This window comes from Streptomyces sp. NPDC048185 (assembly GCF_043202495.1).
GTDB lineage: Bacteria > Actinomycetota > Actinomycetes > Streptomycetales > Streptomycetaceae > Streptomyces.
In genome coordinates this window covers 40,816-65,847 of sequence record NZ_JBIDAN010000008.1, presented here as the reverse complement: position 1 = coordinate 65,847, position 25,032 = coordinate 40,816, and the positions used below count along the sequence as shown (strand labels likewise).

The 25,032-nt window shown below is 73.1% G+C and carries 29 protein-coding genes; 11 read left to right on the top strand and 18 right to left on the bottom strand.

Features of this window, described 5'->3' with window-relative positions:
* Window positions 1-13: 13 nt before the first annotated feature.
* Together ACGF3H_RS23460 and ACGF3H_RS23455 are read right to left on the bottom strand one after the other, a co-directional pair.
* Window positions 14-571, bottom strand: a complete 558-nt coding sequence (locus tag ACGF3H_RS23460) for a YbaK/EbsC family protein (RefSeq protein WP_362487700.1) — start codon at window positions 569-571, stop codon at window positions 14-16.
* A gap of 43 nt (window positions 572-614) precedes the next feature.
* Window positions 615-1,187 (bottom strand): XRE family transcriptional regulator, encoded by a 573-nt coding sequence (locus tag ACGF3H_RS23455; protein WP_362487893.1) that lies wholly within the window; start codon window positions 1,185-1,187, stop codon window positions 615-617.
* Between the two features lie 97 nt (window positions 1,188-1,284).
* On the opposite strand from ACGF3H_RS23455, the gene ACGF3H_RS23450 reads away from it, so the two are divergent.
* A complete protein-coding gene (locus tag ACGF3H_RS23450) occupies window positions 1,285-2,142 on the top strand; it encodes a DMT family transporter (RefSeq protein ID WP_362487702.1) in 858 nt (285 codons plus the stop codon).
* A 42-nt stretch (window positions 2,143-2,184) separates the two neighbouring features.
* Here ACGF3H_RS23450 and ACGF3H_RS23445 read toward each other — a convergent pair whose 3' ends face one another.
* The gene (locus tag ACGF3H_RS23445) at window positions 2,185-2,982 is read right to left on the bottom strand and encodes an acyltransferase (protein ID WP_362487705.1); all 798 of its coding nucleotides are present in this window, start codon (window positions 2,980-2,982) and stop codon (window positions 2,185-2,187) included.
* A 107-nt stretch (window positions 2,983-3,089) separates the two neighbouring features.
* On the opposite strand from ACGF3H_RS23445, the gene ACGF3H_RS23440 reads away from it, so the two are divergent.
* Window positions 3,090-3,617 carry a gamma carbonic anhydrase family protein gene (locus ACGF3H_RS23440; RefSeq protein WP_362487895.1) on the top strand — a complete coding sequence of 176 codons (528 nt, stop codon included), beginning with the start codon at window positions 3,090-3,092 and terminating at the stop codon, window positions 3,615-3,617.
* A 22-nt stretch (window positions 3,618-3,639) separates the two neighbouring features.
* On the opposite strand, the gene ACGF3H_RS23435 is transcribed toward ACGF3H_RS23440, so the two are convergent.
* Both ACGF3H_RS23435 and ACGF3H_RS23430 read right to left on the bottom strand, forming a co-directional pair.
* Window positions 3,640-4,275, bottom strand: a complete 636-nt coding sequence (locus ACGF3H_RS23435) for a DedA family protein (RefSeq protein WP_362487707.1) — start codon at window positions 4,273-4,275, stop codon at window positions 3,640-3,642.
* Window positions 4,276-4,416: 141 nt separating this feature from the next.
* Complete coding sequence (locus tag ACGF3H_RS23430) at window positions 4,417-4,854, bottom strand: DUF4442 domain-containing protein (protein ID WP_362487897.1); 438 nt, start codon at window positions 4,852-4,854, stop codon at window positions 4,417-4,419.
* Between the two features lie 92 nt (window positions 4,855-4,946).
* Here ACGF3H_RS23430 and ACGF3H_RS23425 point away from each other — a divergent pair, with 92 nt between their 5' ends.
* Window positions 4,947-5,894, top strand: coding sequence for a hypothetical protein (locus tag ACGF3H_RS23425; RefSeq protein WP_362487709.1), 948 nt, complete (start codon window positions 4,947-4,949; stop codon window positions 5,892-5,894).
* Between the two features lie 88 nt (window positions 5,895-5,982).
* On the top strand, window positions 5,983-7,017 hold the full coding sequence (locus ACGF3H_RS23420; RefSeq protein ID WP_362487712.1) for a hypothetical protein: 1,035 nt from the start codon (window positions 5,983-5,985) through the stop codon (window positions 7,015-7,017).
* Between the two features lie 21 nt (window positions 7,018-7,038).
* Here the strand turns inward: ACGF3H_RS23420 and ACGF3H_RS23415 are convergent, their stop codons facing one another.
* The 3 genes from ACGF3H_RS23415 to ACGF3H_RS23405 form a co-directional block, all read right to left on the bottom strand.
* Window positions 7,039-7,830, bottom strand: coding sequence for a fused MFS/spermidine synthase (locus ACGF3H_RS23415; protein ID WP_362487899.1), 792 nt, complete (start codon window positions 7,828-7,830; stop codon window positions 7,039-7,041).
* A 286-nt stretch (window positions 7,831-8,116) separates the two neighbouring features.
* Window positions 8,117-9,295 (bottom strand): elongation factor Tu, encoded by a 1,179-nt coding sequence (gene tuf / locus ACGF3H_RS23410; RefSeq protein ID WP_362487714.1) that lies wholly within the window; start codon window positions 9,293-9,295, stop codon window positions 8,117-8,119.
* A 278-nt stretch (window positions 9,296-9,573) separates the two neighbouring features.
* Complete coding sequence (locus ACGF3H_RS23405; protein ID WP_362487716.1) at window positions 9,574-10,296, bottom strand: DNA alkylation repair protein; 723 nt, start codon at window positions 10,294-10,296, stop codon at window positions 9,574-9,576.
* A 49-nt stretch (window positions 10,297-10,345) separates the two neighbouring features.
* Here ACGF3H_RS23405 and ACGF3H_RS23400 point away from each other — a divergent pair, with 49 nt between their 5' ends.
* The 3 genes from ACGF3H_RS23400 to ACGF3H_RS23390 all read left to right on the top strand — a co-directional run bounded on the left by ACGF3H_RS23400 (window position 10,346) and on the right by ACGF3H_RS23390 (window position 12,436).
* On the top strand, window positions 10,346-11,125 hold the full coding sequence (locus ACGF3H_RS23400) for a VTT domain-containing protein (protein ID WP_362487718.1): 780 nt from the start codon (window positions 10,346-10,348) through the stop codon (window positions 11,123-11,125).
* Between the two features lie 191 nt (window positions 11,126-11,316).
* On the top strand, window positions 11,317-12,192 hold the full coding sequence (locus ACGF3H_RS23395) for an undecaprenyl-diphosphate phosphatase (RefSeq protein ID WP_362487721.1): 876 nt from the start codon (window positions 11,317-11,319) through the stop codon (window positions 12,190-12,192).
* A gap of 64 nt (window positions 12,193-12,256) precedes the next feature.
* The gene (locus ACGF3H_RS23390) at window positions 12,257-12,436 is read left to right on the top strand and encodes a hypothetical protein (RefSeq protein WP_362487723.1); all 180 of its coding nucleotides are present in this window, start codon (window positions 12,257-12,259) and stop codon (window positions 12,434-12,436) included.
* 57 nt (window positions 12,437-12,493) lie between these two features.
* On the opposite strand, the gene ACGF3H_RS23385 is transcribed toward ACGF3H_RS23390, so the two are convergent.
* The 3 genes from ACGF3H_RS23385 to ACGF3H_RS23375 all read right to left on the bottom strand — a co-directional run bounded on the left by ACGF3H_RS23385 (window position 12,494) and on the right by ACGF3H_RS23375 (window position 14,307).
* Complete coding sequence (locus ACGF3H_RS23385) at window positions 12,494-13,234, bottom strand: SDR family oxidoreductase (protein WP_362487725.1); 741 nt, start codon at window positions 13,232-13,234, stop codon at window positions 12,494-12,496.
* 63 nt (window positions 13,235-13,297) lie between these two features.
* Window positions 13,298-13,864 (bottom strand): hypothetical protein, encoded by a 567-nt coding sequence (locus ACGF3H_RS23380; RefSeq protein ID WP_393816533.1) that lies wholly within the window; start codon window positions 13,862-13,864, stop codon window positions 13,298-13,300.
* Window positions 13,865-14,022: 158 nt separating this feature from the next.
* Window positions 14,023-14,307 (bottom strand): hypothetical protein, encoded by a 285-nt coding sequence (locus ACGF3H_RS23375; protein WP_362487729.1) that lies wholly within the window; start codon window positions 14,305-14,307, stop codon window positions 14,023-14,025.
* A 276-nt stretch (window positions 14,308-14,583) separates the two neighbouring features.
* Here ACGF3H_RS23375 and lnt point away from each other — a divergent pair, with 276 nt between their 5' ends.
* Window positions 14,584-16,158, top strand: coding sequence for an apolipoprotein N-acyltransferase (gene lnt, locus ACGF3H_RS23370; protein ID WP_362487731.1), 1,575 nt, complete (start codon window positions 14,584-14,586; stop codon window positions 16,156-16,158).
* Here lnt and ACGF3H_RS23365 read toward each other — a convergent pair.
* Window positions 16,082-16,987 (bottom strand): Gfo/Idh/MocA family oxidoreductase, encoded by a 906-nt coding sequence (locus tag ACGF3H_RS23365; protein ID WP_362487734.1) that lies wholly within the window; start codon window positions 16,985-16,987, stop codon window positions 16,082-16,084. The genes lnt and ACGF3H_RS23365 overlap by 77 nt on opposite strands.
* Window positions 16,984-18,183: an FAD-dependent monooxygenase gene (locus ACGF3H_RS23360; protein WP_362487736.1), complete on the bottom strand. Its 1,200-nt coding sequence runs from the start codon at window positions 18,181-18,183 to the stop codon at window positions 16,984-16,986. Before ACGF3H_RS23360 ends, ACGF3H_RS23365 begins: the two co-directional genes overlap by 4 nt.
* 95 nt (window positions 18,184-18,278) lie before the next feature.
* Between ACGF3H_RS23360 and ACGF3H_RS23355 the strand changes: the two genes are divergently transcribed.
* The 3 genes from ACGF3H_RS23355 to ACGF3H_RS23345 all read left to right on the top strand — a co-directional run bounded on the left by ACGF3H_RS23355 (window position 18,279) and on the right by ACGF3H_RS23345 (window position 20,047).
* Window positions 18,279-18,878, top strand: coding sequence for a TetR/AcrR family transcriptional regulator (locus ACGF3H_RS23355; RefSeq protein WP_362487738.1), 600 nt, complete (start codon window positions 18,279-18,281; stop codon window positions 18,876-18,878).
* Between the two features lie 51 nt (window positions 18,879-18,929).
* Window positions 18,930-19,442, top strand: a complete 513-nt coding sequence (locus tag ACGF3H_RS23350) for a DinB family protein (protein WP_362487740.1) — start codon at window positions 18,930-18,932, stop codon at window positions 19,440-19,442.
* A gap of 113 nt (window positions 19,443-19,555) precedes the next feature.
* Window positions 19,556-20,047 (top strand): hypothetical protein, encoded by a 492-nt coding sequence (locus ACGF3H_RS23345; protein WP_362487742.1) that lies wholly within the window; start codon window positions 19,556-19,558, stop codon window positions 20,045-20,047.
* 86 nt (window positions 20,048-20,133) lie between these two features.
* Here ACGF3H_RS23345 and ACGF3H_RS23340 read toward each other — a convergent pair whose 3' ends face one another.
* The 5 genes from ACGF3H_RS23340 to fabG form a co-directional block, all read right to left on the bottom strand.
* Window positions 20,134-20,658: a hypothetical protein gene (locus ACGF3H_RS23340; RefSeq protein ID WP_362487744.1), complete on the bottom strand. Its 525-nt coding sequence runs from the start codon at window positions 20,656-20,658 to the stop codon at window positions 20,134-20,136.
* Window positions 20,659-20,758: 100 nt separating this feature from the next.
* On the bottom strand, window positions 20,759-21,442 hold the full coding sequence (gene ung / locus ACGF3H_RS23335) for a uracil-DNA glycosylase (protein WP_362487746.1): 684 nt from the start codon (window positions 21,440-21,442) through the stop codon (window positions 20,759-20,761).
* A 104-nt stretch (window positions 21,443-21,546) separates the two neighbouring features.
* Window positions 21,547-23,133: an ABC transporter substrate-binding protein gene (locus tag ACGF3H_RS23330; protein ID WP_362487748.1), complete on the bottom strand. Its 1,587-nt coding sequence runs from the start codon at window positions 23,131-23,133 to the stop codon at window positions 21,547-21,549.
* Window positions 23,134-23,333: 200 nt separating this feature from the next.
* Window positions 23,334-24,095 (bottom strand): SDR family oxidoreductase, encoded by a 762-nt coding sequence (locus ACGF3H_RS23325; RefSeq protein WP_362487749.1) that lies wholly within the window; start codon window positions 24,093-24,095, stop codon window positions 23,334-23,336.
* 11 nt (window positions 24,096-24,106) lie between these two features.
* The gene (gene fabG / locus ACGF3H_RS23320) at window positions 24,107-24,868 is read right to left on the bottom strand and encodes a 3-oxoacyl-ACP reductase FabG (protein WP_362487752.1); all 762 of its coding nucleotides are present in this window, start codon (window positions 24,866-24,868) and stop codon (window positions 24,107-24,109) included.
* Between the last annotated feature and the right edge of the window lie 164 nt (window positions 24,869-25,032).

Here is a 25,032-nt window from a genome sequence, read left to right as displayed (position 1 = left end):
ACGGGCCGGGCCGTCAGGCGACGCCGAGCCCGTCCAGCACCACCGCGCCGGGCAGCTCCGCGAGGGCCTTGCCCGGGACCAGCAGCTTGCCGCGCCGGCGTCCGCTGCCGACGAGGACGTAGGGCAGGTCGACGACGGCCGAGTCCACCAGGACCGGCCAGTCGGCGGGCAGGCCGACCGGGGTGATCCCGCCGTACTCCATGCCGCTCTCGCCCGTGGCGGTGTCCATCGAGGCGAACGACGCCTTGCGGGCGCCGAGATGACGGCGCACGACCCCGTTGACGTCGACCCGGGTCGTGGAGAGCACCACGCATGCGGCGAGCGTCGTCCCGCCGCCGCGCTTGCCGGAGACCACCACGCAGTTCGCGGACCGCTCCAGCAGGTCACGGCCGTAGTGCTCGACGAAGACGGCGGTGTCGGCCCATTGCGGGTCGGTGTCGACGTAGACGATCTGGCCGGCCGGGACGCTGCCGCTCCAGTGGCGCACGGCGTCGGCGACGGGGGCGGTCAGCTCGTCGAGGCAGTCCGGAGCGGGAGTGGCGCTGTCGAAGTGTCCGATGGGTGCGTGCATGGCCGCACGCTAACAACCCCGGGCCGGCTCGCGGCGGGCCGTCTCAGCGGACGGGCGGCACCGACACGGCCATGATCATCTCCATCGGCTCCCCGCCTTCGTTGGCGTAGGTGTGCGGGGTGGCGGCCTCGAAGGAGGCGCTCGCGCCCGTGGGCACGCGGTGGGCCACGCCGTCGACGGTGAGCGTGAGGACCCCGGACGTGACGTGCACGAGCTCGACCGTGCCGGCGGGATGGGGGTCGGAGGGGCTGCTCTCGCCCGGCATCAGCCGCCAGTCCCACATCTCCAGCGGGCCGGGGGCCTCGGTGCCCGCGAGCAGCCGGTTGTAGCTGCCGGCGTCGGTGTGCCAGAGCCGTACGGCCTGCTCGGCGGGGACGATGCGGACCGCCGGGCCCTGTTCGTAGTCGAGCAGGGTGGTGATGCTGACGCCGAGCGCGTCACCGATCTTCACCACCGTGCCGAGGCTGGGGTTGGTGCGGGCCTGCTCGATCTGGATGAGCATGCCGCGGCTGACCCCGGCCCGCGCGGCCAGGGCGTCCAGTGTGAAGCCGCGCTCGGTGCGCCAGCGTTTGACGTTCCGCGCCAGGGACTGGGTCAGCAGGTCGAGGTCCGACACATTCCGTCCATTATTTTGGATGACGTGGTGCATCATACTGAACTACGGTGGACTGCACCTGATCGTTCATCGAACTGTACTGCGAGGCGACCGGATCATGACAGCGCTCTTCGCCCTGGCCACCAGCCTGCTGTGGGGCCTGGCCGACTTCGGCGGCGGCACGCTGACCCGGCGCACGCCCGCGCTCACGGTGGTGGTCGTCTCGCAGTCGATCGCCGTGGCCGTGCTCGGCACGATCGTCGCCCTCACCGGCGCCTGGAGCGAGGCCTCACCGCACCTGTGGTTCGCCGTCGCCGCCGGACTGGTCGGGCCGGTGGCGATGCTCGCCTTCTACAAGGCCCTCGCCCTCGGACCGATGGGCGTCGTCTCGCCGCTCGGCTCGATCGGCGTGGCCGTCCCGGTCACCGTCGGCCTGGTCCTGGGCGAGCGCCCGGGGCTGCCGCAGTTCGCCGGCATCCTGATCGCCGTCGCCGGGGTGGTGCTCGCCGGCGGGCCCCAGCTGCGGGGCGCCCCGGTGCAGCGCCGGACGGTCCTCCTCACCCTGGTCGCGGCCTTCGGCTTCGGCGCGGTGATGTCCCTGATCGCCGAGGCGTCGACCACGCTCACCGGTCTCTTCCTCGCCCTGTTCGTGCAGCGCGTCACCAATGTCGCCGCGGGTGGCCTCGCCCTGTGGGCGTCCGTCCGGCGCGGTGCACCCGCGCTGCCGCCGGGCGGCTTCGTCTGGAGTGCGCTGCCGGCCCTGGCCTTCGTCGGACTCGCCGACGTCGCGGCGAACGGCACCTACTCGATCGCCGCCCACCACGGCCCCGTCACGGTGGCCGCGGTGCTCGCCTCGCTCTACCCGGTGGTGACGGCGCTGGCGGCCCGCGGCTTCCTGAGCGAGCGGCTGCGCGGCGTCCAGGCGGCGGGCGCGGGCCTCGCCCTGGTGGGCACGCTGCTGCTGGCGGCGGGCTGAGGCGGACGGGGCGCCGTCGACGCCCTCACCCTCGCGCGCGGGTCAGCCCTCGGCGGCCGGCTCCGCGAGCTTCCCCTCGGTCCGGTCGTCCAGCTCGGCCAGCCGGGCCACCGCCTCCTCGTCCAGCCGTGCCAGGGCCCGCAGTTGTTCCGGCGTGACCCCGTCGGGCACCGGCACGGGGGCCGGGGTCCGCAGCGGCGGCTGCCAGCCCTCCGCGGGCGTCCAGCGCCGCACGACGCGGGCGGGGGCGCCCGCCACCACGGCGTGGTCGGGGACCGTGCCCCGAACCACGGCACCGGCGGCGACCACCACGTTCCGTCCGACCCGCGCACCGGGCAGGATCACCGCGCCGGTGCCGATCCAGCAGCCGGAGCCGATCTCCACCGGCTCCATCCGCGGCCACTGCTTGCCGATGGGCTGGTGCGGATCGTCGTAGGAGTGGTTGGTGGACGTGACGTAGACGTACGGGCCGAAGTAGCAGTCGCTGCCGATGGTGACGGTGGTGTCCGCGATGACGTGGCTGCCGCGGCCGAGGACGACTCCGTCGCCGATGCGCAGGATGGGGTCGGGGCCGAGGTCGAGGTCGGGCATGAGCCCCGCGGTCAGGGTGACCTGCTCGCCGATGATGCAGTGCGCGCCGACGTGGATCCAGGGCTCGCCGAAGACCGTGCCGAGCGGGAAGGCGAGCCGGGTGCCCGTGCCCAGCGCGCCGAAGCGGAAGCGCCCGGGGTGCGCGGCGGTGACGGAGCCGGTGCGCTGCACCCAGGCCCACCCCGCGTGGACGGCTCGCTGCGCGAGGCGGGTGGACCAGGACGAGAACGTGTTCTTGCGCATCGGCACCCGCTCACGGTACTCAGCACGCGGTACGGGGAAGGAGCCCCAGGCCTGTGATCTTCACCCCACTGGGTGGCGTACGGTGCACTGCAGCACCGGACCAGGAGGCGATGATGACGCACAAGGCGCTGATCAAGGGCATCGGCGGCAAGGACCCGAAGGTGGACGCGGAGGCCTTCGTGGCACCGACGTCCACGGTCATCGGGGACGTGACGCTGCATGCGAGGGCGAGCGTCTGGTACGGCGCGGTACTGCGCGGCGACGTCGAACGTATCACCGTCGGGGCGAGCAGCAACGTCCAGGACAACTGCACGCTCCACGCCGACCCCGGTTTCCCCGTCACGGTCGGCGAGCGCGTTTCCCTCGGGCACAACGCGGTCGTGCACGGCGCGACGGTCGAGGACGACTGCCTCATCGGCATGGGCGCCACCGTCCTCAACGGCGCGGTGATCGGCGCCGGTTCGCTGGTGGCCGCCCAGGCGCTGGTCCCACAGGGCATGGTCGTGCCGCCCGGTTCCCTGGTCGCCGGTGTGCCGGCGAAGGTGAGGCGCGAGCTGACGGAGGAGGAGCGTCAGGGCGTCACGCTGAACGGGACGATGTACGCGGAGCTGGCGAAGGCCCACGGCGAGCTCCACGACTGAGCGGAGCGAGGGCGGGGGTACGTCAGTCGCCGGCGGTGACGGGGTCCGGTTCCGGCCGGGCCTTCGCCGCCCTGCGCTTGACGACGAGCATGGAGCCGACGCCGATGAGGACCGCGAGCACCAGGCCCAGCCACGAGAAGCGCTTGAGCCAGGACTCGGCGACGACGCCGACGTAGTAGATGACGGCGGTGGTGCCACCCGCCCAGACGATGCCGCCCAGGACGTTGGCGATCAGGAACTTCCAGTAGGGCATCCGCAGCACACCGGCCAGCGGGCCGGCGAAGATGCGCAGCAGGGCGACGAAGCGGCCGAAGAACACGGCCCACATGCCCCACTTCTGGAAGGACCGCTCGGCGGTGGCGATGTGTCCCTCGCTGAAGTGCTTGGGGAACTTCCTGCCCAGCCAGGCCAGCAGGGGCCGGCCGCCCTTGCGGCCGATGGCGTACCCGATGGAGTCGCCGATCACCGCTCCGGCGCTGGCGCAGGCGCCGAGGACCACCGGGTCGACGCCGCCGTGCTGGGAGGAGAGCAGGGCCGCCGAGACCAGGATGATCTCGCCGGGCAACGGGATGCCGAGGCTCTCCAGACCGATGACCAGTCCGACGACGGCGTAGACGGCCGCCGCGGGCACCGTGTCGAGCCACTCCTGGACGTGCAACGCCGCATCCTCCGATTCGCGTCCCTGCCGTGCGCGGGGGTGCCCCGCCGCTTCCCGGGTGCGCCCCGAAGGAGGCGCACCCGGGAAGCCTACCGGTCCGCGCAGCCGTGCCGGCCCGGGCCCGGGCGGCCGGCCGGCCGCTCAGCTGTTGGGCCGCAGGGTCCACACCACGGTCATCTCCCCGGTCACCGCTCCGTCCTCGCGCCGGATGGCGACGCTCACCGGAAACTCGGGGCGCTTGCCCTCGTCCAGTTCGGCGACGACCTCGGTGACCGGCCGGCCGAGGGTCGCGGTGGCGGTGACCGGGCCCAGGGCGATCTTCTTGAACGCGATCTCGGCGGTGACCGGCAGCGGCACGGCGCGGGAGAGCTGGTCGCCGAAGGCGGCCAGGACGATCGCCCCGCTGGCCGACTCGCCCAGCGTGAACATGGCTCCGGCGTGCGGCCCGCCGACGTGGTTGCGGTACTCGCTCTGGTCCGGCAGGGCCAGGACCGCCTTCTCCGGGGTGGTCTCCAGGTAATCGAGGTTCAGGGTCCGGACCATCGGCACCGTGGCGGCGAGCAACTCGCCGATCGACATCTGATCTGCGCTCATGGCGACAGGTTACCCACGAGTAGCATGCGAGGACCAGAGGTCGGGCGCCTTCGTCGATCGCCGTATGCTTGCCGCCCATGTGGCCAGGAGAGCAGTCATCCGCCGGGGGCCCGCACTCCGGGCAGCCGAACCCCTACCGGCAGCCGGGACATCAGCAGCACGCCGCGCATCCCGGCGGGCAGCCGGCCGCCGCGTGGAACGCCCCCACGGTCACGGCGGGTCCGCCGCCCGGCGGCGGGCCGGGCGGGCGCCGCACGAAGGCGGTGGCGGTCGTCGCCGCCACGGCCGTCGTGGTGGCCGCCGCCGTGACGGGGGCCGTCCTCCTGGGCGGCGGCGAGGACGGCCGGGCCGAGCCCGACCCGGCCGCGTCGTCGGCGCGCGCTCCTTCGCCCGCCGGCGACCCGCGGAACGCGGACGACGCCCCGCGGCCCACCGTCCCCGGCTGGAACACCGTGGTGAACCCGGATCTCGGTGTCGCCTTCGACGTGCCGGCCTCGTGGGAACGGCAGTCGGCCGACTGGGTCAGCTTCGTCGCGGACGACCGGGACCCCGACGACAAGCCCCTGGTCGCCATGAAGGCCCCGGCCGTGCTCGAGGAGGAGTGGTGCGCCTCGGACGACGACAGGGACGGCTCCGTCGACCACACACCCCTCGCCTCCGCGGGCACGCGGGGCAACAACGGTGCGCGGAGCACCGAGGAGATCGCCCGGTCCGACTCGGCGGAGTGGGTGTACGGGGCGTTCACCCAGCCCGACCGGAAGAAGATCACCACGGAGCCTCCGGTCTCCTTCACCACCGCCTCCGGCATCACCGGCAGCCTGGCCACCTCCCGGTCGGCCGGAGTGACGAGGAGGGGCAAGTGCGACGTGGACGGCAAGGCCACGACGTTCGCCTTCGAGTCCGCCGACGGCGACCTCGTGTCCTGGTCGTTCGTCGGTGCCGCGGGGGTCGGTGACGAGGTGCCGGACGCCACCGTCCGGAGGATCGCGGGCACGGTACGGGAATTCACGCCCTCGGAGTCCTGAGGCACCGCCGCCCGGCGCCGGTTTCGGTACGTCCCTGACAAGGGGCAGTGACCGAATCGTGTCCGGTACCGCATTAGGGTGACTGCACATGTGGCCAGGACAGCAGCCGCCCGGGGGCGAGCAGAATCCGCAGAACAACCCGTACCAGCAGCCGGGGTACCAGCAGCCGAATCCGTACCAGCAGCCCGGCTGGCAGCAACAGCCCGGTCCGTACGGACAGCAGCCGCAGTGGGGCGCCAACCAGCCCCCCGGCAGGCCTGAACCGCCGACCGTCGTCGGCAGCGGTGGCGGCGGCGGTGGCAACCGGACGAAGGTGGTCGCGATCGTCGCGGCGCTCGCCGTGGTGGTGGCCGCCGGCGTGACCGGATTCCTGGTACTGGGCGGTGACAAGGACGACACGGCGGACGACGGCAAGGACAAGAAGCCGTCCGCGAGCGCGTCCGCGGACAAGTCCGCGTCCCCGACGGCCGATCCGACCGCGTCCGGTGGCGGCGACAACCCGCGCGGCGACGGCGAGCTGAAGCCGACCGTCGAGGGCTGGAAGGTCGTCGCCAACCCGCGCTTCGGCACCATGTTCGACGTGCCCGCGGACTGGGAGATCGACAGCACCGACACGAGCGTCGGCTTCGAGTGGGAGGAGGACGGGAAGACGGACCGCACCACCGTCACCGCCCCGGCCTACCTCAAGTCGGAGTGGTGCACCGAGGACGCGAACAAGGACGGACGCAAGGAGAGCACCGCCCTCGCCACCGCCGGTACCCGGGGTGAGGACGGCGCCAAGGACACCGCCATGGCGGCCGAGACCCGGGTGCCGTGGTGGATCTACGGCGGCTACACCGAGCCGGACCGCAAGAGCGTCAAGTACGACAAGCCGAAGGACTACACCACGGCCTCCGGCATCAAGGGCAGCGTCGCCACGGCCCACTCGGAGGGCACCCCTCAGAAGGGCAAGTGCGACAGCGAGGGCAAGGCGATCACCTTCGCGTTCAAGAACGGCGCGGGCAACTTCGTCACCTGGAACCTCTACGGCGCCAAGGGCGTCAAGGACGAGATCCCCGAGGCGACGATCCAGAAGATCCTGAGCACCGTGCGCCTGACCGAGGACCCGCCGACGGAGGCGTAGGTGTGTCCGGCCCTTGGCCGCTCAGCCGATGCCGAACGCCCCGGCGGGCGGCTCCGGTGACGGCAGGGCGTCCTCGTCCCGCACGGGGCGCGCGTCGCCGATGAAGTCCCGTAGGGCGGGCCCGTGTTCGACGCGGGCCGGGAAGGCGTCGGCGGCGGTACGACGGGCCAGCGCGGCGGTGTCGAGGGGCCGGTGCGCGGCGACGAGGACGGCGTTGCCGAACCGGCGTCCGCGCAGCACACCCGGTTCGGCGACGAGCGCCAGCTCCTCGAAGAGCGTGGCGAAGGCGGCGAGCTGCGAACGCAGGAACGCGAACGGCGCCGCGTCGGCGAGGTTGGCCAGGTAGACGCCGTCGCCCCGCAGGACCCGCTCGGCCTCGCCGGCCCAGGCCAGGGTGGTCAGATGCGCCGGCACCCGGGAGCCACCGAAGACGTCGGCGACCACGACGTCGGCCGAGTCCGCGGGCGCCGTCTCCAGCCAGGCCCGGGCGTCCGCGCCGTGCGCGGTGATGCCGGCACCGTCCGGCAGCGGGAGCTGCTCGGCGACCAGGTCCAGCAGACCGAGGTCGGCCTCCACGACGTCCTGCCGCGAGCCGGGCCGGGTCGCCGCCACGTACCGGGGCAGGGTGAAGGCGCCCCCGCCGAGGTGCAGCACGTCCAGCGGGCGGCCCGGCTCCGCCACGGTGTCGAGGGCGTGGCCGAGCCGCCGCGCGTACTCGAACTCCAGGTGCTCCGGCTCGTCCAGGTCGACGTACGACTGCGGCGCCCCGTCTACGGTGAGCAGCCAGGCCCGCCGCCGGTCGACGTCGGGCATGAGCTTCACGGTGCCGTGGTCGGTGACGCGGCTGACGGGCACGGCTTCGTCGACTCCCTCATGGTTCACTCCTCCATTGTGCGGCCGGGCGGCGACGCCGGGGCGCGGGGCCGCACCGGTGTACGGCCCCGCGGTGCGGGCGGCGACCGGTCACGGTGGCGGGCCCGCGCTCCGGCCGGCGCGCGGCCCCGTCGTGGGGCGGCGACCGGTCGCGACGGCAGGCCCGCGGGCCCCCGTTCACGGCCGTGCCCCCCCCCGGCGCGCGGGCCGGGGGGGCACGGGGCGTTCAGCCGACGGCGGTCACCGTTCCCGCCCCCACCGTCCGCCCGCCCTCGCGGACGGCGAACCCGAGCCCGGTCTCCAGCGGCACGTCCCGCCCCAGCTCCACCGTCATCTCGACGGTGTCCCCGGGCCGGGCGACGGCCACCTCACCGAGGTCCACGTCGCCGACCACGTCCGCGGTGCGGATGTAGAACTGCGGCCGGTACCCCGTGGTCAGCGGCGTCGACCGCCCGCCCTCGCGCGCCGACAGCACGTACACCCGCGCCGAGAAGCGCCGGCCGGGCACGACGCTGCCGGGTGCGGCGACCACGTGGCCGCGGCGCACCGTGTCGCGGGCGACCCCGCGCAGCAGCAGCGCCACGTTGTCCCCGGCCTGCGCCTCCTCCATCGGCTTGCCGAAGGTCTCCAGGCCGGTGACGACCGTCTCGACGGACGCCCCGAGCACCTCGACCCGGTCGCCGACGCGGACGGTGCCGCGCTCGACGGCGCCGGTGACGACGGTGCCGCGGCCGGTGATGGTGAGCACGTTCTCCACGGACAGCAGGAACGGCGCGTCCAGATACCGCTCGGGCATGGGCACATAGGTGTCCACGGCGTCGAGCAGTGCCTCGACGGACGCCGTCCACCGCGGGTCGCCCTCCAGGGCCTTCAGCCCGGAGACCCGTACGACGGGCACGGCGTCGCCGCCGTAGCCGTGCGCGGTGAGCAGTTCACGGACCTCCAGCTCGACCAGGTCGGTCAGCTCCTCGTCACCCGCGTCGGCCTTGTTGAGCGCGACCACGATGTGGTCGACGCCCACCTGCCGGGCGAGCAGGACGTGTTCGGCGGTCTGCGGCATGATCCCGTCGAGCGCGGAGACGACGAGGATCGCCCCGTCGAGCTGCGCGGCTCCGGTGACCATGTTCTTGACGTAGTCGGCGTGTCCGGGCATGTCGACGTGCGCGTAGTGCCGGGTGTCGGTCTCGTACTCGACGTGCGCGATGTTGATGGTGATGCCGCGCGCCGCCTCCTCCGGGGCGCGGTCGATGCGGTCGAACGAAACGTACTGGGTGGTGCTGCCGGCGCCGCGCTCGGCGAGGACCTTGGTGATGGCGGCGGTCAGGGTGGTCTTGCCGTGGTCGACATGGCCCATCGTGCCGATGTTCAGATGCGGTTTGGTGCGGACGTACGCCGTCTTGGACATGGCGGTACCTCGAAGCCTCGTGGCGGTGGTGGGGACCCCTGGGGCCGGCCGACCCTCCCCCTGCGGGGTCCGCCGGACGATCCGGGGAGGGTCAGCTTCGGGCGCCGTCGACTGCGGCGGTGAAGTGGGCGACGGCAGCCTTCGGGGCATCCGCGACCGCGGATGCTGCGAGGTGGAAGGCGTACCGGAACATGACGCCGATCATCGCCGACGCTCCGTCGCGCGTCGAATCATTTTCGGGACACGGGAGTTCGCACACCGGGACCGGAAACCCGGCGCTACGGGCCGGTGTTCCGCAGTGCCTCCCGCACGGACAGCGGGGCGAGGGCCCGCCCGTGGGCGGCCACGAAGGCACGTACGGCGTCGGGGTCGGTCCTGGCGTACTCGCGCAGGCACCAGCCGATGGCCTTGCGGACGAAGAAGTCGGGATGGCCGGAGCGGCGCAGGCAGTAGCCGAAGAGGCGGTCGGTGTCGGTGCGTTCCCGGTAGCGCAGCTGGTGGAGCAGTGCGGCGCGGACCAGCCAGAGGTCCTCGTCGGCGATCCAGGCGTCCATGTCGGCCGTGAGACCGCGGTCGGCCGCGACCAGCCCTCCGACGACATGTGCGGCGAGCAGGTCGACGGTGTCCCACCAGGGAACGGTGGTGAGCAGATGCCGGACCACGGGCAGGAGACCGGAGGAGCAATACGTCACATGACGGCGCAGGAGATCGACGGCGAAGTAGTGGTACTCGCGCTCGGGCAGCCGCCAGCAGCGCAGCGCGATCGCGGTGCAGTCCGCCTCGGCCGGGCGGGGCAGGCCGTCCAGGACCGTGCGGGACAGGGCACGGCGAACAGGCGTGGTCAGGCCCAGGAAAGGGGCCACGTCCTTCATGTACGCCCGCATCGTCACGGCCCGCCCGGGATCGGCAGCGCCGCCGTACACGGCGGTGAGCCGCTCCAGCAGGGTGTCGGCGAGAGGGCTGTGCGGCACGTCCGGAATTCCCGTGTCTGTGACGCTCATGAGACGCACCCTACGGCGATCACACACATATGTCGGTTAGTGTCACCGGATGCTCGATGCCACCACCCGCTCTGGGGGCACCATCACGGCCTCTCCCCGGGCCGCCGCGACGGAGCTCGCCGTCGCCGCGGCCGCCGGGCCCGTCGCACCGACCCGTCTCACCGCCCGCGTGACGAGAGTTCTGCTCTCCCCGTGGTCCCGCTTCTCCCTGCTCGTCGCCCTGCTCGCGTCGGCCGGGACGGCCGTGGTGCTGTTCCAGCCGCAGCGGATGCTGACGAACGGCTGGCCGCCACAGCTCGGCGGCGCCGCCGCGGCGCTCGCCTACGCGGTGGCGTACGGACTGTGCACCGTCGCCTTCGTACCGCGTCCCCTGCTGAACCTGGCCGCGGGCGCCCTCTTCGGCTCGCAGCTCGGCCTCGCCTCGGCCCTGGCCGGCACGGTGCTGGGCGCCGGGGTCGCCTTCTGCCTGGGGCGGGTGCTCGGCCAGGAGGCGCTGCGTCCGCTGCTGCGGGGCAAGTGGCTGAAGGCGGCGGACGGGCAGCTCAGCCGGCACGGCTTCCGCTCGATGCTGGCGGCACGGCTGTTCCCGGGGGTGCCGTTCGCCGCCGCCAACTACTGCGCGGCCGTCTCCCGCATGGGCCTGCTGCCGTTCCTGCTGGCGACGGGCCTGGGGTCGATCCCGAACACCGCCGCCTACGCGGTCGCCGGCGCCCGCGCCTCGACACCGACCTCGCCGGCCTTCCTGATCGCCCTGGCCTGCATCGCCCTGCCGGGGCTGGCGGGCGCGGTGGTGGCCTGGCGCAAGCGTCACCAGCTGCGCGGACGCTGACTCGGCCCCGCCCGGGGTGACGAGGCGCGACCGGACCCCGGCCGGGGTCCCGGGCCCCGTCACCCCTGTCGTCCGGCCGTCATTTCGGGGCGCTACGCTGCCCCTCGACACGCCTGATCCTGATCACCGCGGACGGTGGCTCGGTGTGTCCATCGACCGTTCCTCGATCGGCACTTGGACTCCGTAACTTCATGTCTTGGTTTGAATCCCTCGTCCTCGGACTCGTCCAGGGGCTGACCGAGTTCCTCCCCGTGTCCTCCAGCGCGCACCTGCGCCTGACCGCGGCGTTCTCCGGCTGGCACGACCCGGGTGCGGCCTTCACGGCGATCACCCAGATCGGCACGGAGGCCGCCGTCCTCATCTACTTCCGCAAGGACATCGGGCGGATCATCTCGGCGTGGACCCGCTCGCTCGCGAGCAAGGAGATGCGCGGCGACCCGGACGCCCGCATGGGCTGGCTGGTGATCATCGGCTCGGTCCCGATCGGCGTGCTCGGCCTGACGCTGAAGGACCAGATCGAGGGCCCGTTCCGCGACCTGCGCATCACCGCGACGATGCTGATCGTCGTCGGCGTGGTCATAGGCATCGCGGACCGGCTGGCGGCGCGCGACGAGAAGGGCGGCCGGCACCGCGCGCCGAAGCAGCGCAAGGACCTGGACAACCTGGGCGTCCGGGACGGCCTGATCTACGGTCTCTGCCAGGCCATGGCCCTCATCCCGGGCGTCTCCCGCTCCGGCGCGACCATCAGCGGCGGCCTGTTCATGGGCTACCGGCGCGAGGCCGCGGCCCGGTACTCGTTCCTTCTCGCCGTCCCCGCGGTGCTCGCCTCGGGCCTGTTCGAGCTCAAGGACGCGATGGAGAGCGACCACGTCTCCTGGGGCCCGACGCTGTTCGCGACGGTCATCGCCTTCGGCACGGGCTACGTGGTCATCGCATGGTTCATGAAGTTCATCTCGACGAAGAGCTTCATGCCGTTCGTCTGGTACCGCATCGCGCTCGGTGTCCTCATCATCGCCCTGGTCGCGGCCGGCGTCCTCAGCCCGCACGCCGCCGAGTCCGCCGGCTGACGGGCATATGCCTGCGTAGCCGTCCGGTAGCGCAGTGTCAGTGCTTGCACCTACGCTTGTCCGCATGTCCCCCGATTACGTGACCCCTGGTTCCGCGCGTTCCGCCGCGGAGCTGAACGCCCAGATCCGTGCCCTGTGGCGACGTGCGGGCGGATCCCTGTCGGCCCAGGAGCGCGTGGAGTACGAGTTGCTCGTGGTCGAATGGGCCGCCGCGATCCGCTGCGAGATCATCGAGGCCGCCTGAGCGGCCCGGGAGGCCGGCCCGTGAGCGGCCTCCCCCGGCGCGCGCCGCAGTGACGTCTCAGCGTCCGCCGGCGACGCGCAGCACCGTCCCCGTCGTGTACGACGCGTCCGGCGACATCAGCCAGGCGACGGCCGCGGCCACTTCCTCGGCCCGGCCCGCCCGCCCCAGCGGTACGGCCGCCCCCATCCGCCCGGCCCGCCCGGGGTCGCCCATGGCGGCGTGCATCTCGGTGTCGGTGACGCCCGGGGCGACGCCGTTGACGCGGACGCCGGCCGGTCCCAGCTCCTTGGACAGGCCCACGGTCAGGGCGTCGACGCCCGCCTTGGACGCCGCGTAGTGGACGTACTCGCCCGGGCTGCCGATGGTCGCGGCACCCGACGACACGTTGACGATCGCGCCGCTGCCCCGCGGGGTCATCAGCTGCGCGGCGCGGCGCGCGCACAGCAGCGCGCCCAGCAGGTTGACGTCCAGGACCCGGCGCAGGTCGGCGGTGTCGCTGTCGGCGAGGCGTCCCAGCGGACCGGTCACGCCCGCGTTGTTCACCAGGCCCGTCACCGGACCGAGCTCCCGCTCCGCGACCTCGAAGAGGTGTTCGACGTCGGCCTCGACCGACGTGTCCGCCCGCACGGCGAGGGCACTGCCGCCCGCCTCCCGCACCCGGTCGGCCACCGCCCGGGCGGCGGCCTCGTCCCGTACGTAGCCGATGACGACGTCGTGCCCGTCGGCGGCGAGGCGCAGACAGGTCGCGGCGCCGATCCCCCGGCTTCCTCCGGTGACGACGGTGACGGGACGCGACATGAGAACCTCCTGCGACGGCGTTTGATCGATCATCGATCATCCTAGGCCGACGTGTTCCCCAGGTCACCGGTCCGCGCGGGTCCACAGGGCCAGGTCGCTGCTCGTCGCCACGGCGATGGTGCGTCCGGAGGGGGAGAAGCCGGCTGCGCGGAACGTGGAGTAGTTCGCGTGGACGATGTGCCACCACCGCTCTCCGTGCGGACCCGCGTGCGGCAGTCCGCCGTCGCGGGACAGCAGGACACGCTCGTTCGGCCAGGCCGGGGTGACGACCTCGAGGCACCAGCCGTCCTCGGTGGTGCTGTGCAGCCCTCCGCCGAAGAGCCCGGCGATGTGCACACGGCTCCCGGCGACCGGCCCCAGCCCCGGGCAGGACAGGTCGTCGGCCGCGTCGGGGGTGCTGTCCTCCGGGTCGGGGTCGCGGTTTCGGGCGACCTTCTCACCGGTGACCGCGTCGAAGAGCCCGTGCCCGTCGCGCGAGACGACCATCACCAGGTCACGGCCGGTACCCGGGTCCGACGCGAAGCCGATGCCCAGCAGTCCGCCGACCGGCACGCCGTACCGGTCCGCGAAGACGGGCCGCCACGGCTCGGGCGCGGGCACCACGGGGGCCGCGAGAAGCCGGTCCCGCATCGCCCTCTGGTACGCCGAGAGTTCCGGCTCGTGCTCCGACTGCCCGACCGGGGCCGCATACTTCGTCCGCTGCTTCACGCGCCCCATGATCCACGGTCCGGCGAGGGCCCGGCCGGCCCCGGAGAGACCTGAGCTCGCCCTGGCCGTCCCGGGCGCCCTCACGCGGACACGACCACCTCGCCGGCCATCACCTGCGGCGCTTCGGGGAGCACCGTCGCGAGGTTGTCCCGCACGAAGTCCGCTGCCCTGGAGACCGACTCCTCGGCACCGGCACGGTCCTGGAAGACACTGGTCGAGACCATCACCCCGCCCCCGGCGTCGATCCAGTAGTAGGCCACGAAGCCGGACACCTGACGCAGGAGCGGCAGGAACCCCTCGTTCACCAGACGTGCCGCCTCGGCCGCGTCGGTCACCCCTTCGTATCGCCGGACTGCTGCGTACATCCCCGAGCTCCTCACGGCCTGTGGGTTCGTCCTGTGCTCAGCCGTCGTACCCCGGCGACGGCCGTGCGGCCCGGGCGGTGTCCGGCAATCACCTGAAGGGCCACTCCGGGTGATCCGAACGGCTGCCGCCGGCCCGGCGTCGAGGCCCCTCGCGGACGACCCACGGGACGGGCACGACGCGGACGCCCGCCCGGTGGGGGCACCGCCGGTGTGATCAACTGAACGGGTACGCGTCGTGAGCGCACACTGAAAGCACCACGGGGTAGGGAGCCGCCCATGAAGACGCTCGGCCACTGGCTCGTACCCCCCTGGCGGCGCTCTGCCGTCGCCGTCCTCGCCGGCGCGCTGCCCGTCCTCGCCTTCCCCGCCCCCTCACTGTGGTGGTGGGCCTGGGTCGCGCTGGTCCCGTGGCTGCTGCTGGCCCGGAGTGCGCCGGCCGGCAGGCGGGCCGCGTACGACGGCTGGTGCGCGGGCTTCGGATTCATGCTGGCCATGCACCACTGGCTGCTGCCCAGCCTGCACGTGTTCACGTTCGTCATCGCCGCACTGCTCGGCGCGTTGTGGGCGCCGTGGGGGTGGCTGGTGCGACGGTTGCTGGGCGGGGTCCCGGCGGCCGGCAGGGTCGTGACGGCGCTCCTGGTGCTGCCGTCGGGCTGGCTGGCCGTGGAACTGGTCCGGTCCTGGCAGGGGCTCGGCGGTCCCTGGGGCATGATCGGTGCCAGCCAGTGGGAGGTCGCCCCGGCGCTGCGGCTCGCCTCGGTCGGCGGGGTGTGGCTGCTCAGCTTCCTGGTGGTGGCCGTCAACGTGGCCGTCGCCGTCCTGGTCGCCGTCCGCCGGGCCCGGGTGCCGGCCGTGGCCGGGCTCGTCGCCACCGCCGCCGCCACCTCCGCCGCCTGGGTGTGGGCGCCGCGCCCCGACACCGGTGAGCGGGTCGCCGTCGCCGTGGTGCAGCCCGGCGTCGTCGCCGGACGCGACAGCGCCGACCGGCGCTTCGACCGGGAGGAGGAGCTGACCCGCGGGCTGGCGGACCGGGGCGCCGACCTGATCGTCTGGGGCGAGAGCAGCGTCGGTTTCGACCTGGACGACCGGCCCGACCTGGCGCGGCGGCTGGCGGCCCTGTCCCGGGAGACCGGTGCGGACATCCTGGTCAACGTGGACGCGCGGCGCTCGGACAGGCCCGGCATCTACAAGAGCTCGGTGCTGGTCGGCCCGGACGGCCCGACCGGTGACCGCTACGACAAGATGCGGCTGGTCCCCTTCGGGGAGTACGTGCCGGCGCGCTCGCTGCTCGGCTGGGCCACCTCCGTCGGCAAGGCGGCGGGCGAGGACCGCAGGCGCGGCTCGGAGCAGGTCGTGATGGACGTGGGGAAGGGGCTGCGGATCGGCCCGATGGTCTGCTTCGAGAGCGCCTTCCCCGACATGAGCCGGCATCTGGCCGCCGACGGCGCCGAGGTGCTGCTCGCCCAGTCGTCGACGTCGACGTTCCAGGACACGTGGGCGCCCGCGCAGCACGCCTCGCTCGCCGCACTGCGCGCCGCCGAGACGGGCCGTCCGATGGTCCACGCGACGCTGACCGGGGTCTCCGCCGTGCACGGCGCGACGGGTGCGCGGATCGGCCCCTGGCTCGGCACCGATGCGAGCGCGGCCCGGGTGTACGACGTACCGCTCGCGCACGGCACCACCCTGTACGTCCGCTTCGGCGACTGGACGGCGCACGGGGCGCTGCTGGTCCTGGCGGCGTGGGCCGCCTGCGAGGGGGTGCGGACGCTGCGGCTCAGGCGGTCGGATCCAGCACCGCGCGTACCACGCGCTCGCACAGCTCATGGGTCTCCAGCGCGTCCCGGGCACTGAGCACCGTGCCCGACCGCACGGCGTCGAGGAAGGTGTGCACCGCCTGTTCGATGCCGCGCTGCCGGGCCACCGGCACCCAGTCGCCGCGCCGCCGCAGGGTCGGCTGGCCCTTGTGGTCGATCACCTCGGCGAGGTTGACCACCTGGCGTTTGGTGTCCTGCCCGGAGACCTCGAGGATCTCCTCGGCCGACCCGCTGAGCCGGTTCATCACGCCGAGCGCGGTGAAGCCGTCCCCGGCGAGCTGGAGCACGACGTGGTGGAGCAGGCCGTCCTCGACGCGGGAGCGCACGGTGACGTCGTCGATTGGGCCGGGCACCAGGAAGCGCAGGGTGTCGACGACGTGGATGAAGTCGTCGAGGATCATCGTGCGCGGCTCCTCCGGGAGCCCCGTGCGGTTCTTCTGCATGAGGATCAGCTCGCGCGGGTGCTCGGCGCACTGTGCGTACCCGGGGGCGTGGCGCCGGTTGAAGCCGACGGCGAGGCTCGTGCCGCGCCGCTCGGCGAGCTCCACCAGCCGCTCGGATGCGGGCAGCTCGTAGGCGAGCGGCTTGTCGACGTAGGTCGGCACGCCGGCTTCCAGGAGCCTCGTCACGATCTCGGGGTGGGCCGCCGTCGGTGCGTGCACGAAGGCGGCGTCGAGGTCCTGGGCGAGGAGGGAGGCGAGGTCGGTGTGGCGCTGTCCCTCCGGGATGCGCAGTCCGTCGGCGACGCGGGTGAGGGTCGCGGGGGTACGGGTCTGCAGGTGCAGCTCCGTACCGGGCAGGACGGCGAGCACCGGCAGGTAGGCCTTCTGCGCGATGTCGCCGAGTCCGATGCAACCGACCTTCACTGGATGTGCTCCTCTGACGTCTCGCCGGCCCGGGTCCGCTGCGAAGCATACGGCGCCTGCGGGGGCCGCCAGTCGGCGATGCCGTCGAAGCTCCGCAGGAACAGCGCGGGGCGGGCCTTCGACAGCGCGGCCATCGCGGCGTCGCGCACGGCGGTCACGGCGCGGCCGCGCGCCATGTTGAGCCGGGCCACCTGGACGGCCTGCCGTGCGACGGCGGTCGTACGGGGCAGCCGGGCGGCCGTGTAGGCGGCGAGGTCGTCGCGGTGGTGGGCGAGCACGATCGCGTCCTCGATCGCCTGGTTGCCGCCCTGGCCGAGGGTCGGCGGCATGGCGTGGGCCGCGTCCCCGAGGAGGGCGACCCGGCCGCGGTGGTGGGCGGGCAGGGGCTCGGCGATGTGGTGCACGTCGTGGCGCAGGACGTCCCCGGGGCGGGCGGCGGCGAGGACGGCGGGGACCGGGTCGTGCCAGTCGCCGTACCGGTGCAGCAGTTCCGCCCTCTCGTCCGCCGCGTGCCCGCCCGGCGCGGTGACGGCGGCGGCGTACGCGTAGACCCGGCCGTCCTTGAGCGGGTGCGTGCCCCAGATTCGGCCCCGGCCCCAGGTCTCGTGCGAGGCGAAGGTGACGCCGGGCAGGGGGATGACCAGCCGCCACGTGGTGAAGCCGGAGTAGACGGGTCCGGGGTGGCCGGGGAACAGCGTCCGGCGCACGGCGGAGCGGATGCCGTCGGCGGCCACGACCAGGTCGGCCTCCAGCTCGCCGTCGGGTGTCACCACGCGCGCCGGCCGGTCGCCGTCCCCGGGATCGGCGAGGCACGCGGCGACCCCCGTGCGGACCGTGCCGGGCGGCAACTGTGCGGCGAGGCGGTCGATGAGGGTCGCCCGGTGCAGCAGCACGAGCGGGCCGCCGAACCGGGCCGCCGCGGCCTCGGCGCTGGAACGGGAGAGCCAGCGCCCGCCCGGGGTGCGCAGGCCTCCGTCGCCCTGCCAGGCGGCGAGGTCGCGGATCTCGTCGCCGAGGCCGATGACGTCCAGGGCGCGCAGGGCGTTGGGCGACAGGGAGATGGCGGCGCCGACGGGCTCCAGGGTCGGGGAGCGCTCGAGGACGGTGACCCGCACGCCGCTGCCGTGCAGGGCCGCCGCCGCGGCGAGTCCGCCGATCCCGCCGCCGATGACGACGGCCTGCCGGGTCCTTCCCATGGCTGCTCCTCGTGTTTGCCCTGCGCTCACTACAGATGTAGTGAGCCGACGCCTCGACTGTACTACAGCCGTAGTGCGCCAGGTAGGTTGGCCGCATGTCCGCCCGCACCGCACCCGCCACCGGCGCCGCCCGCGCCGGCCTCGTCGCCGACACCGCGCTCGCCCTGCTCGCCGAGCGCGGGATGCGCGGGCTCACGCACCGCGCGGTCGACGAGGCGGCCGGGCTCCCCCAGGGCTCCACGTCCAACCTCGCGCGGACCCGGCAGGCGCTGCTCGAACTGGCGGTGCGGCGGCTGGCCGAGCGGGAGGCGCGGGTACTGGCCCTGCACGAGATGCCCGACCCGCGCGGCGGCCTCGACGCCCTGGTGGACGCGCTGGCGCTGGCGACGCACCGCGCCCTGACCCGCAACCGCGAACTGACCCTGGCGCGCTACGAACTGGCCCTGGAGGCCACGCGCCGGCCCGAACTGCGGGCCTACTTCGACGCCACCGGCGCCCGCTTCCGCGAGCAGCTCGGCACGCTCGTCACGGCGATGGGTTCGGCCGACCCGGCCCGCCACGTGCTGTCCCTCGTCGCCTGGGCGGACGGGCTGATGTTCTCCTGCGTGGCCGGGTCGTTCAGTGCCGAGATGCCGGGTCCGGACGAGGTGCGGGCGGGTCTGCGCGAGCTGATCGACGGCATGCTGGGCCGCTGACCCGGGGAATTCCCTGGTGGATCAAGAGGGGTTGGGCCAGGATGCGGTGTCATGACTACCGACCGCCGCGAACCCGCGACCGACGCCGACGAACGCACCATGGTGGAGGGCTGGCTGGACTACCACCGGCAGACCCTCGCCTGGAAGTGCGAGGGCCTGACCGACGCTCAGCTCCGGACCGCAGCCGTGCCCCCCTCCTCGCTGTCGCTGATGGGGCTGGTGCGGCACATGGCCGAGGTGGAGCGGAGCTGGTACCGCAGGGTGCTGGCGGCCGAGGACGCCGAACCGCTCTACTACAGCGACGAGGACCCGGACGGCGAGTTCCACCTGACCGAGGCGGACACGTGGCAGGAGGCGTACGCCACCTGGCAGGCCGAGATCGAGGCCGCCCGGCGCCACGCGGCCGGCTTCGGTCTCGACGAGATGTCCCGGGGGAAGCACCGGCGTACCGGGGAGCGGTACAACCTGCGCTGGATCCACACGCACCTGATCGAGGAGTACGCGCGCCACAACGGCCACGCCGACCTGATCCGCGAGTGCCTCGACGGCGCGACCGGCGACTGACGTCAGCGGCCGCGGGCGCGGGGCCTCCTTACGGGGGTGGAGATCACCCGTGCGGGGCAACCTCCGCCCGTCCGCCGTCGCGCGGCGGGTCCGGCCCCGCCAGAGTGGCGCGGGTGCATCGAACGACGACCACCGCAACGCTTCTGGTGACCGTGGCGCTCGCGGCCCTGTCCGGCTGTACGACGGTCCAGCCCGCCTCCGGCCCGGCGGCCGGCGCCCGCTCGTCCGCGCCCCGTCCGGACGGTCCGGCCGGGCCGCGAGTGGTACAGGCCCCGGCCCGTGAGGCGCTGGAGAGGACCGGCCCCTCCCCGTCCCCCGCCCGCGCCTCGGAGGAACCGCGCCGCGCGGACCGCCCGACGGCCCCGGCGTCCCGCAAGCCCCCGGCCGCCCGCCCGGAGCCGCGGCCGCGGCCCGCGCGCCCCGAGGCGTCCCGGAGACCGGGCGGAACGGCTCGCGAACCACGGGCCGGCGTCCCCGACCTGCCGAGGCCGGCCGGCGGGGGCACCGGCACGGAGGCGGACGTGTGCTCCCTGGGCAAGCAGTACGGCGGCTGGCGGCCGGGCAGTCCGGAGGCGGTCATCTGCGAGCGGACGTACGGCCACTGAGAAACCTGCCGGCCCGTCGGCACGGAGGCACGTCCCGGTCCGTCCGGGGTCGGTCCGCCGTCCACGGCCGCTCGGCCCGCGGCCCCCTACGGCCGCCGGCGCGGCGGCCCCCACGGGCCGTCCGCCGCGGGGCCGCCGTCGCCGAGCCGCGTCTCCAGCCGGCGGATCGCCGCCCGCACGCCCTCGCCGTACCGGTCGTCGGCCAGCGCCTCCGCCGCGCGGCGGGCCCGCCGCAGATGCAGCCGGGCGGTCTCGCGGTGGCCGAGGCGGTCGTAGTCGGCGGCCAGGTCCAGGTGCAGCGAGGGGAACAGGGCCCGTGCGGCGACCCTGCCTCCGTGCCGCTCGTCGCCGTCGTCCTGGGTGAGTTCCTCGGCGGCCGCCAAGGCCCTGAGGTCCCACGCCAGTTCGTCCCCCGGATCGTCCTGGGTGTCGGCCAGGTAGCGGGCGAGGGTGCAGCGGTGCAGCGGGTCGCCGTGCTCGCCGAGCTCCGCCCACAGGACGAGGTAGCGGTGCCGGGCCTCCTCGCGGTCGCCGGCGTGGTGCAGCATGACGACCTGCCCGATCCGCGTCGGTACGGCGTCCGGCGCCGCCTGCTCCTGTCCCTTGGCCACCACGTCCTCCGTGCCCCTCGTCGGCTGTCCCCGACGACGCTAACCGCAGGCGGCGGTCTTCCAGGTCAGGCGGCCCGGGACGCGCGGACCGGCCGACGGGTCAGCTCAGGTCGGGCACGGTCCAGTCGATCGGCTCGTGCCCCTGCGCGGCGACGGCCTCGTTGATCCGGGTGAACGGGCGGGAACCGAAGAACTTCTTCGCCGACAGCGGCGAGGGGTGCGCGCCCTTGACCACCACGTGCCGCGTCTCGTCGATCAGCGGCAGCTTCTTCTGCGCGTAGTTGCCCCACAGCACGAACACCGCCGGGTCGGGCCGGCCGGCCACCGCGCGGATCACCGCGTCGGTGAACAGCTCCCAGCCCCGGGACTTGTGCGAGTTCGCCTCGCCGGCCCGGACCGTGAGCACCGCGTTGAGCAGCAGGACTCCCTGCTTCGCCCACGGCATGAGGTAGCCGTTGTCCGGGATCGGGACGTCCAGCTCGGCGTGCATCTCCTTGTAGATGTTGCGCAGCGACGGCGGCACCTTCACCCCCGGCCGGACCGAGAAGCACAGGCCGTGGCCCTGCCCCTCGCCGTGGTACGGGTCCTGCCCGAGGACCAGCACCTTCACCTGGTCGTACGGCGTCGCCTCCAGCGCGGCGAAGACCTCCTCGCGGGGAGGGTAGACGGGGCCGTTCGCCCGCTCCTCCTCGACGAACTCCGTCAGCTCCTTGAAGTAGGGCTTCTGCAGTTCGTCGCCCAGCACCTCGCGCCAGGACTCGGGCAGCATGGCGATGTCGGTCACGTCAACTTCCTCACGGTGTGCGGTCGCTTGCGGTCCTCAGAACCTACCGGCGACCACTGACAGTCCGCTCCCGGGGGCGCTCGGCCGGACCGGGAGCGGATCGTCTACCAGCTCGTCTTCCGGGACAGCTGCCACATCATCATGATCGTCGAGGGGTCCAGCGCCCGCTCCGCGCCCGAGATGTCGTTGCTGGCGGCCACGTACTGCTTGCCCTGCCACAGCGGCAGCAGCCGCGCGTCGTTCACGAGGATCTGCTGTGCCCGCTCGAAGTCCTTCTCCACGTTCGCACGGTCGCTCTCGCGGCGGGACCGGGGCAGCAGCTCTCCCGTGATCTCCGGGGCCGGGTACGGGGTGCCGAGCGCGTTCTGCTCGCCGACGAAGGGGGCGATGAAGTTCTCGGCGTCCGGGAAGTCCGGGGACCAGCCGCGGCCGAACACCGGGTACTCGCCCTTCTGGTACCCCTCGACGTACGTCTTCCAGGGCCGGCTCTTGAGGGTCACCGTGAAGAGGCCGGAGTCGTCCAGCTGCCGCTCGAGCTCCTTGAACTCCGCCTCGGTCTCCGAGCCGTAGCGGTCGGTGGTGTACCAGAGGGTGAGCGGGACGGGCTCGGTGATGCCCTCGTCGGCGAGGATCTCGCGGGCCTTGGAGACGCTGGGGTCGCCGTAGTCGTCGAAGAAGCCCGTGGTGTGGCCCGTCAGCCCCTTGGGGACCATCGAGTAGAGCGGGTCGACGGTGTCCTGGTAGACCGTGTGCGCGATCGCCGCACGGTCGACGACCTGGGCGACGGCCTGGCGCACGGCCTTGCGGCCCGCCCACGGGTCCTTCGGGTTGAACACCAGGTAGCTGATCTCCGCACCGGTGCCCTCGACCAGCTGGAGCTCCTCCTCCTTGGCGGCCTTGCCCTGGAGCGTGACGATGTCGTCCGCCGCGAGACCCCGGTAGGTGGCCTGGATCTCGTGGTCGCGCAGCGCCTTCACCATGCCGGCGGAGTCCTTGAAGTACCGGATGGTCACCGCGTCGTTGTGGCGCTCCGCGAAGCCCTTGTAGTGGTCGTTGCGGACGAGTTCGGCCCGCTCCCCGTCCTGGTACGACTGGAGCGTGTAGGGGCCGGAGCCGGCGATCCCGTCGCCCTTGCGCAGCTCGTCCGCCGGGTATCCGGCGGGATCGACGATCGACATCGCGGGCGTGGCGAGCACGAACGGGAAGGTGGCGTCGGGCTTGTTGAGGTGGAAGACCACCTCGTGGTCGCTGGGCGCCTGGACCCGGTCGAGGCTGCCCAGCAGACCGGCGGGGCCACCGTTGACGTTGATCTGCTTGATGCGGTCGATGGAGTGCTTGACCGCCTGCGCGTCCAGCGTGTGCCCGTTGGAGAAGGTCAGGCCGTCGCGCAGCTCACAGCGGTACACCTGGTTCGCCGCGTCGCTGAACGCACAGCTCTTGGCCGCGTCGGGCTGGGGCGTGGTCGCGCCGTTGGGGTAGCTGAGCAGGGTCTGGTAGATGTTGCGGAACAGCTCCCAGGAGCCGTCCCACGAGGCCGCCGGGTCCAGCGTGCTGGGCGCGCTGGTCGTACCCACGACGATCGGTCCCTCGTCCTCGGAGCTGTCGGACGACCAGATGCCGCATCCGGTGACCAGCCAGGATATGGACGCGATGGCCGCGACACTCCGCAGGCATCGGTTCCGGTTGAACACGCGCACGCTCCTCGATCCGCCGTACCAAGGGTCGGCAGACCATACCGCAGCACCGGGCTCCCTGAACTCCCCTGTGAACAGGGCTTTTGATCATTTTCGCGATGACTACGTTGTCATGGCCCGGATGATCTCAGCACGCGGACACGGGCGCCTCTCCGTCCAGGGCGCCCGTGCCGCGAGCGGTGTGCGCGGGTGGTGCGTCAGCCCACGCCGGCGTTCAGGAAGATGCCGCCGTCGACCACGAGCGTCTGGCCGGTGATCCAGGCGGACTGCTCCGAGGTGAGGAACGCGGCGGCGCCGCCGATGTCGGAGGGAACACCGAGCCGGCCCAGCGGGTAGCTCGCGGCGGCCTCCTCCTCGCGTCCCTCGTACAGGGCGGCGGCGAACTTGGTCTTCACGACCGCCGGGGCGATCACGTTGACCCGGACCCCGGGTGCGAACTCGTGCGCCAGCTGCGCGGTGAGGTTGATCAGCGCGGCCTTGCTGACGCCGTAGGCGGCGATGAAGGGCGAGGGCGACAGGCCCGCCACGGAGGCGATGTTGACGATCGTGCCGCCGTTGTCCTTCTGCCAGGCGTGCCAGGTGCGCTGGGCGAAGCCGAGCGCCGAGATCACGTTGGTCTCGAAGACCTTGCGCGCGACGTTCAGGTCGAGGTCGGCGATCGGCCCGAACACCGGGTTGGTGCCGGCGTTGTTGACCAGGTGGTCGACGCGGCCGAAGGCCTCCATCGTGCGCTCGACGGCGGCCGCCTGGTGGGCCTCGTCGTGCGCCTTGCCGGCGACGCCGATGACCCGGTCGGCGCCGAGCTTCTCGACGGCCTCCTTCAGGGCGTCCTCGTTGCGGCCGGTGATGCAGACCCGGTCGCCGCGCGCGACGAGCGCCTCCGCGACGCCGTAGCCGATTCCGCGGCTGGCGCCCGTGACGATCGCGACCTGGCCGGAGAGTGCGGGGAGTTCAGTCATGTCCGTGTTCCCTAGTCGAGCGGTCCGCCGGCCACGTACAGCACCTGGCCGGAGACGAAGCCGGCGGCCTCGCCGGTGAAGAAGGCGATGGCGTTGGCGATGTCCTCGGGCTCGCCGACGCGCGCGACCGGGATCTGGGTGGCGGCGGCGGCCTTGAAGTCCTCGAAGCCCATGCCGACGCGGTCGGCGGTGGCCTTCGTCATCTCGGTGGCGATGAAGCCGGGGGCGACGGCGTTCGCGGTGACGCCGAACTTGCCGAGCTCCTTGGCGAGGGTCTTGGTGAAGCCCTGCAGACCGGCCTTGGCGGCGGAGTAGTTGACCTGGCCGCGGTTGCCCAGTGCGGAGGAGGAGGAGAGGTTGACGATGCGGCCGAAGCCGGCGTCCACCATGTGCTTCTGGCAGGCCTTCGACATCAGGAAGGCGCCGCGCAGGTGCACGTTCATGACGGTGTCCCAGTCGGAGACGCTCATCTTGAACAGCAGGTTGTCGCGCAGCACGCCCGCGTTGTTGACGAGGATCGTGGGCGCGCCCAGCTCCTCGGCGATACGCGCGACGGCCGCCTCGACCTGCGCCTCGTCCGAGACGTCGCAGCCGACCGCGATGGCCTTGCCGCCGGCCGCGGTGATCTTCTCCACGGTGTCCTTGCAGGCGGCCTCGTCGAGGTCGATCACGGCGACGGCGCGGCCTTCGGCGGCCAGTCGTACGGCGGTGGCGGCACCGATGCCGCGCGCGGCTCCGGTGACGACGGCGACCCGCTGCTCATTGGTGGACATTGCTGCTTCTCCTCGTCCTGGGGATGCGGCCCGTGCGGGGCCCCTCGGCACGCCCATGGGTGAGCGACCGCTTAGTACCTTCCGCAGACGTGACGCTAGAAGCCCTGGCACCCGGTGTCAACGGGACACCGGGGCGGTGTGATCCATTACCTGGGCTTCCGGTG

Excerpts from the sequence above, each read along its gene's own strand:
- ACGF3H_RS23420 (WP_362487712.1), top strand. The coding sequence starts at position 5,983 with ATGTGGCCAGGACAGCAGCCGCCCGGGGGCGAGCAGAATCCGCAGAAC.
- ACGF3H_RS23350 (WP_362487740.1), top strand. The coding sequence starts at position 18,930 with ATGACTACCGACCGCCGCGAACCCGCGACCGACGCCGACGAACGCACC.
- fabG (WP_362487752.1), bottom strand. The coding sequence starts at position 24,868 with ATGTCCACCAATGAGCAGCGGGTCGCCGTCGTCACCGGAGCCGCGCGC.
- ACGF3H_RS23400 (WP_362487718.1), top strand. The coding sequence starts at position 10,346 with ATGCTCGATGCCACCACCCGCTCTGGGGGCACCATCACGGCCTCTCCC.
- ACGF3H_RS23375 (WP_362487729.1), bottom strand. The coding sequence starts at position 14,307 with ATGTACGCAGCAGTCCGGCGATACGAAGGGGTGACCGACGCGGCCGAG.
- ACGF3H_RS23405 (WP_362487716.1), bottom strand. The coding sequence starts at position 10,296 with ATGAGCGTCACAGACACGGGAATTCCGGACGTGCCGCACAGCCCTCTC.
- ACGF3H_RS23380 (WP_393816533.1), bottom strand. The coding sequence starts at position 13,864 with ATGCGGGACCGGCTTCTCGCGGCCCCCGTGGTGCCCGCGCCCGAGCCG.
- tuf (WP_362487714.1), bottom strand. The coding sequence starts at position 9,295 with ATGTCCAAGACGGCGTACGTCCGCACCAAACCGCATCTGAACATCGGC.
- lnt (WP_362487731.1), top strand. The coding sequence starts at position 14,584 with ATGAAGACGCTCGGCCACTGGCTCGTACCCCCCTGGCGGCGCTCTGCC.
- ACGF3H_RS23385 (WP_362487725.1), bottom strand. The coding sequence starts at position 13,234 with ATGTCGCGTCCCGTCACCGTCGTCACCGGAGGAAGCCGGGGGATCGGC.
- ACGF3H_RS23325 (WP_362487749.1), bottom strand. The coding sequence starts at position 24,095 with ATGACTGAACTCCCCGCACTCTCCGGCCAGGTCGCGATCGTCACGGGC.
- ACGF3H_RS23355 (WP_362487738.1), top strand. The coding sequence starts at position 18,279 with ATGTCCGCCCGCACCGCACCCGCCACCGGCGCCGCCCGCGCCGGCCTC.
- ACGF3H_RS23460 (WP_362487700.1), bottom strand. The coding sequence starts at position 571 with ATGCACGCACCCATCGGACACTTCGACAGCGCCACTCCCGCTCCGGAC.
- ACGF3H_RS23390 (WP_362487723.1), top strand. The coding sequence starts at position 12,257 with ATGTCCCCCGATTACGTGACCCCTGGTTCCGCGCGTTCCGCCGCGGAG.
- ACGF3H_RS23415 (WP_362487899.1), bottom strand. The coding sequence starts at position 7,830 with ATGCCCGACGTCGACCGGCGGCGGGCCTGGCTGCTCACCGTAGACGGG.
- ACGF3H_RS23360 (WP_362487736.1), bottom strand. The coding sequence starts at position 18,183 with ATGGGAAGGACCCGGCAGGCCGTCGTCATCGGCGGCGGGATCGGCGGA.
- ACGF3H_RS23440 (WP_362487895.1), top strand. The coding sequence starts at position 3,090 with ATGACGCACAAGGCGCTGATCAAGGGCATCGGCGGCAAGGACCCGAAG.
- ACGF3H_RS23425 (WP_362487709.1), top strand. The coding sequence starts at position 4,947 with ATGTGGCCAGGAGAGCAGTCATCCGCCGGGGGCCCGCACTCCGGGCAG.
- ACGF3H_RS23450 (WP_362487702.1), top strand. The coding sequence starts at position 1,285 with ATGACAGCGCTCTTCGCCCTGGCCACCAGCCTGCTGTGGGGCCTGGCC.
- ACGF3H_RS23430 (WP_362487897.1), bottom strand. The coding sequence starts at position 4,854 with ATGTCGATCGGCGAGTTGCTCGCCGCCACGGTGCCGATGGTCCGGACC.
- ACGF3H_RS23395 (WP_362487721.1), top strand. The coding sequence starts at position 11,317 with ATGTCTTGGTTTGAATCCCTCGTCCTCGGACTCGTCCAGGGGCTGACC.